The 13,185-nt window shown below is 40.9% G+C and carries 13 protein-coding genes; 5 read left to right on the top strand and 8 right to left on the bottom strand.

Annotated elements, in window-relative coordinates; translation table 11 throughout:
- Positions 1-168: 168 nt before the first annotated feature.
- The 4 genes from ACM0OX_RS33120 to ACM0OX_RS33105 all read right to left on the bottom strand — a co-directional run bounded on the left by ACM0OX_RS33120 (position 169) and on the right by ACM0OX_RS33105 (position 3,953).
- Positions 169-795 carry a chemotaxis protein CheB gene (locus ACM0OX_RS33120; protein ID WP_414519180.1) on the bottom strand — a complete coding sequence of 209 codons (627 nt, stop codon included), beginning with the start codon at positions 793-795 and terminating at the stop codon, positions 169-171.
- A 147-nt stretch (positions 796-942) separates the two neighbouring features.
- On the bottom strand, positions 943-1,812 hold the full coding sequence (locus ACM0OX_RS33115) for a polyphosphate kinase 2 family protein (protein WP_414519179.1): 870 nt from the start codon (positions 1,810-1,812) through the stop codon (positions 943-945).
- Between the two features lie 160 nt (positions 1,813-1,972).
- On the bottom strand, positions 1,973-2,449 hold the full coding sequence (locus ACM0OX_RS33110) for a hypothetical protein (protein ID WP_414519178.1): 477 nt from the start codon (positions 2,447-2,449) through the stop codon (positions 1,973-1,975).
- Between the two features lie 241 nt (positions 2,450-2,690).
- Entirely contained in the window at positions 2,691-3,953 is a 1,263-nt protein-coding gene (locus ACM0OX_RS33105) for a proton extrusion protein PcxA (protein WP_414519177.1), read from the bottom strand.
- 412 nt (positions 3,954-4,365) lie between these two features.
- Between ACM0OX_RS33105 and ACM0OX_RS33100 the strand changes: the two genes are divergently transcribed.
- Positions 4,366-5,553, top strand: a complete 1,188-nt coding sequence (locus ACM0OX_RS33100; protein WP_414519176.1) for a tetratricopeptide repeat protein — start codon at positions 4,366-4,368, stop codon at positions 5,551-5,553.
- A gap of 188 nt (positions 5,554-5,741) precedes the next feature.
- Here the strand turns inward: ACM0OX_RS33100 and ACM0OX_RS33095 are convergent, their stop codons facing one another.
- A complete protein-coding gene (locus ACM0OX_RS33095) occupies positions 5,742-5,945 on the bottom strand; it encodes a hypothetical protein (protein ID WP_414519175.1) in 204 nt (67 codons plus the stop codon).
- A 57-nt stretch (positions 5,946-6,002) separates the two neighbouring features.
- Between ACM0OX_RS33095 and ACM0OX_RS33090 the strand changes: the two genes are divergently transcribed.
- Positions 6,003-6,260: a helix-turn-helix domain-containing protein gene (locus tag ACM0OX_RS33090; RefSeq protein ID WP_414519174.1), complete on the top strand. Its 258-nt coding sequence runs from the start codon at positions 6,003-6,005 to the stop codon at positions 6,258-6,260.
- A 360-nt stretch (positions 6,261-6,620) separates the two neighbouring features.
- Here ACM0OX_RS33090 and ACM0OX_RS33085 read toward each other — a convergent pair whose 3' ends face one another.
- The gene (locus ACM0OX_RS33085; RefSeq protein WP_414519173.1) at positions 6,621-7,787 is read right to left on the bottom strand and encodes a pyridoxal phosphate-dependent aminotransferase; all 1,167 of its coding nucleotides are present in this window, start codon (positions 7,785-7,787) and stop codon (positions 6,621-6,623) included.
- 322 nt (positions 7,788-8,109) lie between these two features.
- Between ACM0OX_RS33085 and ACM0OX_RS33080 the strand changes: the two genes are divergently transcribed.
- Together ACM0OX_RS33080 and ACM0OX_RS33075 are read left to right on the top strand one after the other, a co-directional pair.
- Positions 8,110-8,499 carry a type II toxin-antitoxin system RelE/ParE family toxin gene (locus tag ACM0OX_RS33080; protein WP_334838708.1) on the top strand — a complete coding sequence of 130 codons (390 nt, stop codon included), beginning with the start codon at positions 8,110-8,112 and terminating at the stop codon, positions 8,497-8,499.
- Entirely contained in the window at positions 8,483-8,734 is a 252-nt protein-coding gene (locus ACM0OX_RS33075) for a hypothetical protein (RefSeq protein WP_334838710.1), read from the top strand. Before ACM0OX_RS33080 ends, ACM0OX_RS33075 begins: the two co-directional genes overlap by 17 nt.
- Positions 8,735-8,850: 116 nt before the next feature.
- Here ACM0OX_RS33075 and ACM0OX_RS33070 read toward each other — a convergent pair whose 3' ends face one another.
- Complete coding sequence (locus tag ACM0OX_RS33070; protein WP_414519172.1) at positions 8,851-9,933, bottom strand: class I fructose-bisphosphate aldolase; 1,083 nt, start codon at positions 9,931-9,933, stop codon at positions 8,851-8,853.
- Positions 9,934-10,298: 365 nt separating this feature from the next.
- Between ACM0OX_RS33070 and ACM0OX_RS33065 the strand changes: the two genes are divergently transcribed.
- Entirely contained in the window at positions 10,299-10,613 is a 315-nt protein-coding gene (locus ACM0OX_RS33065) for a hypothetical protein (protein ID WP_414519171.1), read from the top strand.
- Between the two features lie 33 nt (positions 10,614-10,646).
- Here the strand turns inward: ACM0OX_RS33065 and ACM0OX_RS33060 are convergent, their stop codons facing one another.
- Positions 10,647-12,941 carry an AAA family ATPase gene (locus tag ACM0OX_RS33060; RefSeq protein ID WP_414519170.1) on the bottom strand — a complete coding sequence of 765 codons (2,295 nt, stop codon included), beginning with the start codon at positions 12,939-12,941 and terminating at the stop codon, positions 10,647-10,649.
- Positions 12,942-13,185: the final 244 nt, after the last annotated feature.

The raw sequence follows: 13,185 nt of genomic DNA, 5'->3' as shown, positions 1-13,185 counted from the left end.
ATTAAAGGAGTTCAAAGCCTCATTAAAGGAGTTCAAAGCCTCATTAAAGGAGTTCCAAGCCTCATTAATGTATAGTGATACTAACTTGCATTCTAAAACATATCTCCCCTGCTCCCCTGCCCCTCTGCTCCCCTGCCCCTCTGCTCCCCTGCCCCTCTGCTCCCCTGCCTAGTCAGATTCTCCCATGACCAAACCCACCAGGGTGGTGGAAATTTCATCAAGGGGGAGAATAAAATCTACATTGCCAGTGTTAATTGCGGCGGAGGGCATCCCAGAAAATTCGGCGGTTTTTATGTCTTGGACAATAACAGTACCGCCCATTTTTTTGATCGCTTCTACTCCCATCGCGCCGTCGCTACCCGTTCCAGTTAGCACAACAGCGATCGCTCTGCCTTTGTAAGTGGCTGCAACCGATTCAAATAATAGGTCAGCTGAAGGACGTAAAAAATGCACTAATTCTGACTGTGATAAGGAAAGTGTACTGTCACCGTTAACCAATAAGTGACGATCGGGTGGAGCAACGTAAGCCGTTCCTGGAGCCAGGGAATCTCCCTCCTCTGCCTGTTTGACAGTAATATCTGTGCGCCGACTGAGAATTTCTGCCATGAACGACGGATGTCCCGGAGCGAGGTGTTGCACAATAGCGATCGCGGCTGGAAATTTTGCGGGTAGAGTCGATAGCACTTTAACTATAGCAGTCAGTCCGCCTGCTGAGGCTGCGATCGCCACTACATCAAAGGCAGCATTAGTAAAGTGAGGTAGATGATTTTTGGCATTTTCTGCCATTTCAATCATGATTTTGCGCCTATCACTATCTACGTAACTTCTTTAGTTACAAATAGCATTAATTAAGTTACAATTTTTTATTCTTATTTACATATATTTTACAGTATATCTGAACTACTTCAGTATTTTTTTGCCTTTACCGATCGAATTCACAGGTTAATCTTCCTGCTCTAGAATACGTTTCGCTTCCAAAAGTTGCTGCTTATGTTCCTCACTAACTGTTGGGTATTGCAGATTTAGTTCTTCTAATTTTGTGCAGATAATATTGGCAACAGTCAGGCGTGTAAACCATTTGCGATCGGCAGGAATAATATACCACGGCGCCCATTTAGTACTCGTATTATTAAAAACCTCTTCATAAGCATTCATATAATCATCCCAAAAAGCTCGTTCTCGGACATCATTATCTGAAAACTTCCAATTTTTATCAGGAGAGTCAATTCGTTCTAAAAAGCGTTTTTTCTGCTCTGATTTAGAGACATTTAGAAAAAACTTCAGAATAATTACACCATTATTAACCAAATACTTTTCAAAGTTATTGATTTCTTCAAAACGCTGTTTCCATATTTTTTTTCCATTCGGGAAGTGAGGAAGCTGTTGTTTCTGAAGCATTTCTGGATGGACACGCACCACTAGCGCTTCTTCATAGTATGAACGGTTGAATATACCAATTCTTCCTCTTTCTGGCAGAGCTTTCATTGAGCGCCACAAGTAATCATGGTCTAATTCTTCTGCACTGGGACCTTTAAAACTAAACACCTGAAATCCCTGCGGATTAACACCAGAAGTCACGTGTTTAATAGTGCTATCTTTGCCAGCAGCATCCATTGCTTGAAAAATAATCAACAGAGCATAGGTGTTTTGAGCATAGAGAATATTTTGGTAATTAGCTAGTCGTTCAATATCTACCTGTAATTTGGTTGCAGCATCAGTTTTTTCATGAAAATCAGTTTTATAAGCTGGGTCATAGTTTTTTTTCAGAGAAATCTTTGAACCTGGCGGAACAATGAAAGCATCATGATTCATGTATAAAATCTCCTAGCAACTAATTAATATACAAACATATTTTGAAGTGTTAATTTCTGAAAGTTAAGTAGAGTGGATAATTAAAGGTTTGTAGTAAGAAATTAAGTCCTCTCTGCGAGACGCTACGCGCACAAATGAGGGCTGAAGCCCTCATTACAAATTACTTCCGTCGTTTTGGCATAGGACGCATTGCTTCACGTCCCAAGATAAACATCCCTGTGATACCTAAACAGACAAACCAAATATATTGATACCAATATTGCCGAATCTGCACAACTGTACTGGTTTTTGGATGCAATGTGTTTAAGTATAGCAGCAGCACCAATATCATGAGCGCCCCAAAACCAACAAGGCTCAAGCCAACAAGAATTCGTGCCGGACGCAGTTCAAAATCACTAATAGTATTTAGGTCAATTTCTGCCAGTTCCTTAAAGGAGTCATCCGCCAAAGATGAGGTTTCTTGGAATCTATTGCTCAGTTTTGGTGGCAAAATCGGCGACAGTTTCGCTACAGTTGGGCGACGAAGTAAAGCCTCAGTATCTCGCAGCAGTTCTAGTGGCTTACGGGTAGTAGTTGGTTGAGCAAACTCTATGTTGTCTGTAGGAGTTGAGGCATTAACTTTGCTTTCAAAATCCATAGTATATTTCGGAAAAACCAGGATATACATAGCCTAGCGAATCAAAAGACAAATGCGTGAAAATAATTCGTAATTCGTAATTCGTAATTCGTAATGATGTTCACGGACTAGTTAGCGCTGCCCTAACGTAATTCGTAATGATGCTCCTGCGTTGCTAAGGTAATTTGTAATTAATTGATTTCTGGTAAGAAATATATTCTTTACTCAAAGTAAGTGAATTTGGGCATTCTATAATTACAAATTACTCGTCCATCTCTTTTAATGTAGCTAATGACGATGGAGATAAACGACTGAGATAGCGGAATATCCAGTATTTAAAGATAGTGTTTAAAATCACAGGAAATGTGGCAATAAAGAAAAAGATTACATTTCTACTGGCTGGTAGACCTAAATGTTCTGCCAATCCCGCAAGAAGGACTTCCCACCCATCTGGTGAGTGAAATCCTACAAATATATCTGTAAACAGAATAATTAAAAAAGCCTTAGCACTATCGCTGAGACCAGAGACAATGGTATCCATAAAAGACTTAAGAATCACAATTTCTCTTTTGCTCATAGCGATAACTATACCAAAAGAAAAGAGTGATATTAAATCAGCAAAAGCATTACTAATACTGCTATTACTTTTTCTGCTAAATTCTTCAGAGATTTCAATTGCTTTACTTTTGATTTTTTCTTGTGTTAGCTCTGAAGAAAGTGGTGGTGCTTGATTAAGAAAATATTCAAATCTCAGTTCTTCTTGAAAATTATGTAATTGATGGAGAGCTTCTTTTTCCATGTCAGAATTGATAAAGATTTGAGTTGCATTATCACCTCTAACCCTTTCTAATATTGGAGTTACTATAAATTCTTTAGATAAATATTGAGTTAAAAGCGGTACAAGAATGAGAACTATCAAAAATCGTAGGGAAATTATTGTTCTACCTTTAGAAATGCGATAATTCCTGACAAACTCTTCTTCTGTCTGCGGTGCAAAATCTGCTTGAATTTTATTAATTCTTCTGCCAATAAAACTCTTCTTCAGTCTACTTTTTGGAATTGGAGCTTTAACTTGAGTATCATTTATGTTAGATGAATCTAGCTGTTTTTTTATTTTGCTTTCATTAATGTTTAAAGGCTGATAAGTTGACAATGAGGGATTATTATTAATTACCTCATCTTTGATAGCATATTTCTCTACTACTTCATCAATAACCTTCAATTTTTCTAATAAAACAGAATTAGAGATATTGACAATTCCGCGACTAAGCTGGAATTCGGCAAGCCTGATCTTAATAATAGTTAGGTTCTTATTAAGATATACTTGCCAATAAGACATGACATTTTCAGTATAGTTTACTGATTGTAACGATATTTTTTTGTTATCAAAATGTTCGTTCTCAATGTTTTTAATTCTCTGAGCTGCTTCGTAAGCTTCTAAAAGTGCCCTTTCTGGTGTATTTGAAAACCAACGCTTGAGCGATCGCAAATATTTTTGGAATGTTACGGTAAGTGAGTTTTTCATTACATATATGACTTTTAGATAATGTGTATTATAGTTATATAATCATAAAAAATGGGTAATAACAGCTAAATAATTAGTCCAATACAGATTCAGGCAATACTCCCTGATGCGATGTCTAGGACGCGGCTACGTCTACGCTAGCAATTTTATATTACCTGATAAAGTCAGATGGATCGGCAGAGATTGACACTGGTTATTTATATTGACAGTCTATCCATTACACTGTCATTATTGACACCATCTGTCAGTGTTTATGCTCTATACAAAAGCCTTGATTGTAACATTTCATAATCGAGGCAAATTTTCCACTATGCAGAGTCTATCACTGTTAAAGGGAATAAGAAGTAAAGATGTTGCTTTCTCATCTCCCTTATCCCTCTATTCACTACTCCCCACTCCCAAGTTTTAAATTATGAGTTTGAGTCTATGCATGATTGTGAAAAACGAAGCAGCAACACTGCCTAAATGCCTGAGCAGTGTGAGAAAAGTAGTGGATGAAATGATAGTCTTGGATACAGGCTCAATCGATCGCACTCCCAATATTGCGCAACAACTCGGTGCAAAAGTCCATCATTTTAAATGGTGTAATGATTTCAGTGCTGCCCGCAATGCAGCTCTCAAATATGTCACTGGTGATTGGATTTTGGTATTAGATGCTGATGAAACTCTGACTCCAGCAATTGTACCGCAGTTACGAGAGGCGATCGCAAGAGATGAATATCTGCTCATCAACCTCGTCCGTCAGGAAGTTGGTGCAGAACAATCTCCCTATTCTCTGGTTTCCAGGCTATTCCGCAATCATCCAGATATTCGTTTTGACCGTCCTTACCATGCCTTGGTAGATGATAGTGTGTCAGAAATTTTAGCCAGAGAACCTCATTGGCAAATAGGTTATTTACCTGGGGTTGCCCTTGTACACACAGGATATCAAAAAAGTGCGATCGCTCAAAATAACAAATATGCCAAAGCCGCTACAGCAATGGAAGGGTTTCTCGCAACTCATCCCAACGATCCCTATGTTTGCAGTAAATTAGGAGCGTTGTATGTGCAAACTGGGAAAATTTCTCAAGGTATGGATTTGCTAAGACGAGGAATCACCGTTGCTGAAGACAACTACGATATTTTATATGAACTCCACTATCATTTAGGCATTGCCTACAGTCGGTTGCAAAAATCCCCACAAGCGATTTCTCACTATCAAGCTGCCATCAAATTGCCAATTTATCCCATGCTCAAACTAGGAGCATACAACAACTTGGGTAACTTACTCAAAGCAGCAGGAGATTTCAACGGTGCGAAAACTGCTTATACCACAGCTTTGAAAATCGATCCCACTTTTGTTTTTGGACATTATAATTTGGCGATGACATTTAAGGCTTTGGGTTTATTTGCAGATGCGATCGTATATTATCAACATGCGATCGCCTTAAATCCCAACTATGCCGAAGCATATCAAAATTTAGGGGTAGTATTGCTCAAAATTGGCAATCATCAAGATAGTTTAGCAGCTTTTAAAAAAGCGATCGCCCTTCACGAAAGGTATAATCCCGAAGAGGCGAAGAGGCTACGCCAAGGATTGCAGGAGATGCAGTTGATATAGGGATGATGGGGCATTCATTGGGCAAAAGGGGCAGAGGGGCAGAGGAGAAAGACTCAATACTGCTCGGTTAAGCATTTTTAAATTGGAATTGGGTTTGGGGAAAAGGTTAAAGGGTAAAGGTTAAAGGTTTTTTCTTTCCCTTTTCCCCTTCCCCTTTTCCCCTTAACCGACAAGTATTGGAGAAAGACTTACTGTAAATAACTTCCCCTGCTCCCCTGCTCCCCTAGTTCTCCCCGATTGTTACCTAATCTAAAAATATCAACCCAAAAGTTGAAATCAAAACTTTTGGCGGTATCAAACTTTTCATTATTTTCTGAATGAAGAGATAAAGTTATTTCGTATATTTTGTTCATATTCGTGATGTTGGCAGCATAATTGCCTTCGACGGACATAATTCTTTAAAGAATACGACAACGTAAATGCAATAAGTATTTGAGGAAGTAATATCTATGCTTAAAACCCATCTTATTCACACCGAAGCTGATTATCGTGCTGCACTTGATGAAATTGAAAGATTGTTTGATGCAGAACTCAATACACCAGAGTTTGACCGCTTGGAAGTTTTAACTACGCTTGTTAAAGCATACGAGCAAAGGTATTATCCAATCGAAACACGAGATCCTATTGAAGCAATCTTATATTATCTTGAATCCCGTGAGTTATCTTTAGATGACATAGAGCCAATGAAACAAGCGATGTTTTACTAAAAACCTCTTGAACTTGAGCTTCGGAACTCGGAACTTCAGCTTCGGAACACGAAACTTCAGCTTCGGAACACGAAACTTGAGCTTCAGAACTCGGAACTTGAGCTTCAGAACTCGGAACTTGAGCTTCAGAACACGAAACTTCAGCTTCAGAACACGAAACTTGAGCTTCGGAACTCGGAACTTCAGCTTCGGAACACGGAACTTCAGCTTCAGAACACGAAACTTGAGCTTCGGAACACGGAACTTGAGGTTTAAAAATGAACTCCACCAGTTCTGAGTCGAAAAGGTGGAGTTAAATAGTTGGAGAATTGGTAAATTCTCCTCACAAATGACAAATGACAAATGACAAATGACAACCAACTAAATACGCGACTTGACAAATTTCTCTAATCTATCCATTCCCTTTTCAATCGTCGCCATATCTGTGGCGTAGGAAAGGCGAATGTTGTCATCAGCGCCAAAAGCAATTCCGGGAATGACAGCAACTTGATGTTCTCCCAGCAAAGCGTCACAAAATTCTAGAGATTTTAGACCGGTTTTGCTGATATCAGGGAACAGATAAAAAGCGCCATCTGGTTTTGCGGTACTCAAACCGGGAATGGCGTTGAGTCTGTCTAGCATTACCTGTCGGCGTTTGGCGAAGGCTTGGCGCATTTCTTCGACACAATCTTGAGGACTTTGTAGCGCTGCGATCGCACCATATTGAGCAAAGGTACACACGTTAGATGTACTATGCCCTTGGATGGTACTGGCTGCTTTAATGATTTCCACAGGCCCCGCTAAATAGCCGAGACGCCACCCAGTCATGGAATAAGCTTTCGCAAACCCATTACTAATCAAAGTCCGGTCAAAAATTTCCTTCCCCAGAGAACCGATGCTGATATGTTCTGCACCGTCGTAGAGAATCTTTTCGTAAATCTCATCAGAGACAACAAAGATATCTGCATCAACTACTACCTGCGCCAGTGCTTTGATTTCATCTGGCGTGTAAACCATCCCTGTGGGATTAGATGGAGAGTTGAGGATAAATAACTTCGTCTTCGGCGTGATTTTTTTACGGAGTTGTTCGGGAGTAATTTTATAACCCGTCGTGGCATCTGTAGGCACAATCACTGAAACTCCGCCGACCAAAGTCACCATTTCGGGATAACTTAGCCAGTAGGGTGCAGGGATAATTACCTCATCACCTGGATCGATCAATGCCACCATTAAGTTGTACAGAGAATGTTTACCGCCATTGGTGACGATGACATTCTCTGACTTGTAATCAAGACCGTTGTCGGTTTTAAGCTTGTGGGCGATCGCTTCCCTTAACTTTGGTTCTCCGGCTGCTGCACCATATTTGGTTTTGCCTTCATCCAAAGCTTTGACTGCTGCGGCTTTAATATGCGCTGGGGTATCAAAATCTGGTTCTCCAGCGCTAAAACTACAAACATCTATTCCTTCCGCCTTCAGTGCCTTAGCCTTGGCTGCGATCGCTAAGGTTAATGAAGGTGTTACCTGACTTACTCTTGCTGCCAGCTTCATTCTTACTATTTTTGGCAAATCTTTCACTTATCTAAGGATATCCCAGAATCCCTACCAAGATTTGCTTTTTTTGAATTCGTTGGGGATTGGTAACTGGGGAATTGGCAAAAATTCCACAGATAAAATCCTGTTGCTGATAAATGAAGAGTTCCTTAGTGGGGAAGGCTTTAAGCAGGGAAAAACTAAATAAAGTGACTAAGGGGCTAAATGCTCTGTGTTAGGAGCTTTTTGGGGGATGTCGGGAAAGGCTATGAAGTAGATAGTTCTTTTATTGACCTGCTATACTGTTGAAAATATATGTCTTATTATTAATAATAGATTAGTGTGGAACGTTGAATTTCATGATGATTTTGCATCAGAATTTGAGGATTTATCTGAAGAAGTACAAGATGAACTACTAGCTACAGCAAAGCTATTAGAAACATTTGGCTCACAGCTAAAACGTCCTCATGCTGACACACTCAATGGTTCCCAATACACGAATATGAAAGAGTTAAGGTTTAATGCTAATGGTGGTGTTTGGCGTGTAGCATTCGCTTTTGACCCAACAAGACAAGCAATCTTACTCGTAGCAGGTAATAAATCGGGTGTTGGCCAAAAGCGTTTTTATAAAGAATTAATCAAAAAAGCTGATGCGCGATATAAAAGTCATCTTTTAAACTTAGGGGAGGATTCAAGGGGCAATGGGGAAAAGTTTGAGAGACAAAATTAAAGAGCTACCGATAGAACGTCAAAAGAAAATTGAAGCACGCGCTCAAGAGTTAATAGCTCAAGAACTACAAAGACAGGGCAAACGCACCTCATTTTTAGGAAACTTGCTGTCTATAGGTCTTTTCCCTTATTTTGCTAGCTTAATATTTTTTGGAAGCCTTGCTCAACAAGGTATCCAGCTTGATGCAGCCCTGGATCTAAAGACAAAGAAGAAGACTCAAAAAATACATAATTAGGGAAACAAAACTCTTTTTTAGAGAGGGGTAGCTGTTCTTAAAAAAAATTAATGGGGAATGGGGCATGGGGTATTGGTTATTAATTCTTCTCTCCCTGCCCCCCTGCTCCCCATTCCTTAAGCGATCGTCACATCCGGCGACAAGTAAACATCCTGAATGGTATGAAATAGCTTCACACCTTCCTCAAAGGGACGTTGGAAGGTCTTTCGCCCAGAAATTAATCCTGAACCACCAGCGCGTTTGTTGATTACGGCGGTGCGTATTGCTTCGGCGAAGTCATTTTTACCAGTCGCGCCACCAGAATTAATCAACCCCACACGCCCAGAGTAACAATTTAGTACTTGGTAACGAGTTAAATCAATTGGGTGATCGGTTGTCAATTCTGTGTAAACCCGCTCATCGGTTTTGCCGTAACTCTTACCACTGGCTTTGGCAACTGCACCGTAACCGTTGTTATTTTCGGGTAACTTTTGTTTAATGATGTCGGCTTCAATGGTTACACCCAAATGATTTGCTTGTCCGGTGAGGTCAGCCGCAAGATGGTAATCTTTATCTTGTTTAAAAGCGTTATTCCGCAGATAACACCAAAGAATTGTCACCAAACCGAGTTCATGGGCGCGTTTAAAAGCTTTGCTGATTTCCTGAATTTGTCTGGTAGAATTCTCGGAACCAAAGTAAATTGTCGCACCAACGGCAGCCGCCCCTAAATTCCAAGCTTGTTCTACATCCGCAAACAATACTTGGTCAAATTGATTAGGGAAAGTCAGCAATTCGTTGTGATTGATTTTGGCAATAAAGGGAATTTTGTGGGCATATTTCCGTGATACGATGCCTAATGTTCCCAAAGTGGTAGCAACAGCATTGCAATCTGCGGCGATCGCTAGCTTGATAATATTTTCTGGATCGAAGTAAATCGGGTTGGGCGCAAAAGACGCGCCTGCTGAGTGTTCAATCCCTTGGTCTACTGGTAAAATCGAGAGATAACCTGTGTTTGCCAGACGACCAGTAGAATAAAGTAGATGGAGATTACGCAATACTTGAGGATTGCGATCGCTGTTGAGCCAGATACGATCTACAAAGTCTGGCCCCGGCAAATGTATTAAATCACGAGAAACTTTTGCTTTGTGGGTAAGCAGGTCTTCTGCCTCTTTACCTAGCAATGACTCAATAGAATTAGGCTCTTTGAGCGTTGTAGTCATAGTATTATCCTCAAAAACTGAGCAAATGACCTTGCCTTTAAGATAGCATTTCTAAGATTGCTAACTTAGTTGTACGGTCATTAATTATGTGTATTCTTTTTGAATATATAGCAATCTTCTTTTAGAAATGAAAACCAAAAGGCTGAGATTTCCCACTTGTTTCAATAAGTCGAGAATCTTGTGATGAATGATTAAGTAAGGCTATACTACCGGAAGTATTAAATCAACTTTCGGAATTGATATTTTCAACTTCAGTTACCAACATCAAACAGTACAATCATACTATCTTGCGATCGTAACTGAAAATTGAAAACCCATCTTTCCCGGATTTTGGTAATAATTTTGAACAAAATAAATACAATTGTATGAGTAAGTTTCAAATCGATATCGACTTTAGCAATATAGATTTAGCTTCTCTTGAGACAGAAGAAGATTTTCAAAGAGAAGCAAAAATGTTACTCCCAAAGGCACTGGTCAAACTAGGTGAAAGTGTGGGTGAAAAGACTTGGGAAGAATTACAGGAAAAGCTGCAAGCAACTGGAGCTAAACTCAAATCTTCTCCCAGCGAGAAACGTAGGTTTATTCAAGAAACCGGAAGAACTTATCAACGAAATGCTAGTAATAGAGAAAAACAAGAACTAGAAGATTATATAGTAGAGCAATTACGTCAGCACAAATAGTATTTGTCATCAGTTAACTTTACTGGACATGATTCAAACAAACCAGCGGCGAATCAACTCCACTTGGAAGCCATAACCGTCGTCAACTTCCTCAATTAACTCCCGTTGCAACAGCAAGTTGAAAGTAATATCAGCATCGTGGAACTGTTGCAATAGAGTTTGGCGGCTAACTATAGTCCCTTCCCCTTGAGCGGCGAGAAAACGTAGAATAGCTTGTCCAGTCGCGTCTACTTGGTTATTTTGAATGTCAGCAAAGAAAAAGCCCCCACTTTGCAAAGCTTCTGGTATCGCTGCTTCCACATCCGCTAAAGTTGCCAATCGCCGGATAGAAGGGTCTTGTTCGTTTTTGAGGACAATAATTTCTGCACAGAGTAGTTGTACTAAGAATGGGTGACAACGGGTGAGTTGCAGTACTCGCTCAACGGCGTTGGGTTCATAGCGGAGGGTAAAATCTTTGACAGGACGTTCAATTAATTGTCGTGCTTCCGCTTCTTTGAGGTACGAGATATGCACTACTTGAACATTAATGAGATAACTAGCCCAGCGCTGATATTCTTCGATAGGATGAGAGCCAGCCAGTAAAACCTTGAAGCGGGGACGATGTTGGATAAGGTGACGCAGCATTCCCAAAACATCTTGTTCATCAAAGCGTCTTTTGGCTATGGCGTTGTCTAGCACCTCGAATTCATCTAGCGCTAGTAAAGCGGTATTTTGTTCTAGAGCCTGTTCTACTTTATCTAGCCATTCATAGAAATAGGTGAAGGGGTCAGCTTTTAAAACTTCGCGGGCTAGGGACGGTAGAGTTAAACCTTGCTTTTTCGCTGACTTTTCCATCTCTTTAGCCAGGTTGTAGAGAAAACCTGCATGGTCACTAGCTGATGAAGGTGCGCCTTGCAAGTCTACAAACATGGGGATGATGTTACTAGGTAGTAACTTTCCGATGTTGTTGAGGAGGGAAGTTTTACCCATACGTCGCTGACCGTATAGTAGCAGAGGTGGACGACGGCGATCGCGCAGTAGTTGCTCGATACGTAAGCCGATGTCATCACGCCCCATGAAAATTTTTTGCTCCTCTGTGAGCGGTACGCCAATAATGTAAGGCGAGTCAATTTCTTGCCGAAGTTCAGTAATTTTAGCCAGTTCTTCTACATAGTTAGTTACTATCTCATGCCAACTTCTGGCTAGTGGACGGAAACGAATAGTGTATTTATCACTGTTACGAGTGAAGTCATGCAAGTGTAGATTTAATTCATCTGCAACATTTCTGAGAGCTAGACGCTGATTATAAGCACTTAGTTGATTGAGTGCAGCATCAACATCCTCGCTGATACGTTGGGCAAGACGTAACTGAGGGCTAGCTGGGTTTTGTAATTCACCAATAACAAAATTGTGGTGAATTTTACGAATAGCTTCTACATCTGTACAACCTTGTAAACTGCGTGCATCAAGTTCAATTTGTACAGCTTGAGCTGCCCAGCGTTGGGGGCTGGTACTGAGATATTCTAAAGCAGCTTTGCCTTCAACTGGGTTATTTTCGATTATTAAAAGGAGATGCTCATCCAAACCAGGCAGATGTAAACGCTGCCACTCATCCCAGAAGGCGGAGTGAAAGCGTAATAAACAAAAGCTCTTACCATTACGCCCTTTGTCTAATCTATAGAGCAGATAATTCCAAACGGTGAAAAATGGAAACGATAGAACAGGCCGCGATGAATTAATAGCTCTTGCTAGGCTTACCGTTATACTGAACGCCATGCTTTCTGTTAAGGCTCTCGCCACGCCAAACAGCAGGAATTCCGCCAAACCTTCTGCCACGCCTAACGTCACAAGTAATGCCACGATGAATGCCATGATGGATGCCAAGATTACCCCCATACCTACTGCCACGTCTCCCCCTGCCACGCTGTAAACTACGCTGTACGTCACGCCTACCAGCATACCTGCTGCCACTCCAAGCACCACGCCTCCTACCATACCTACCGCCATACCTAATGCCATACCTACTGCCACGCGAAAAGCTATATTTGCGATTGGTTCACCCAATGCCCACAGTATTAAGCCAAGCAGTAAGTTAGCCTGGATAGGTAAGATAAAGTATCCCTGGATGAGCAGCTGCCACAGAGCAAGGTTCCGCCATCGCCCTTGTCTCAACAAGATAATTAGAGAGGAGTCAGAGTCTAAAGCAGGGTCAATGAGCTTGAGGTGGTTACGCCATGCTGAAGGGCGGAAGACAAGCCAGAAAAGTAGTTGCAAGCTACCCAGTATTAAGTTGGGGTGCTGTTGGGGTGCATCAGTGTAGGCGTTGGGGGGTAGTTGTGGTGAGGTCAACGTTTTTGCACTCCTTATACATCTGTGTCATTGCGATTGCTTGCCCCTCATTGCGATTGCTTCGCTTCACTCCGTTACGCTCGCAATGACAAACTGTTTGTTAATATGTCATTGCGAATGTAGCGCTAGCGGAATGAAGCAATCGCAAAGACTAGGATTACTATGCTTGACCTGAGTGCGATCGCAATAACAAACTGTTTGTTAATATGTCATTGCGAATGTAGCGCTAGCGGAATGAAGCAAT

Origin of the sequence: Nostoc sp. PCC 9305 (assembly GCF_963920915.1) — a bacterium.
Taxonomy (GTDB): Bacteria; Cyanobacteriota; Cyanobacteriia; order Cyanobacteriales; family Nostocaceae; genus Nostoc.
The sequence above is the reverse complement of the archived record's forward strand: the minus strand, read 5'-3'. Positions and strand labels throughout refer to the sequence as shown.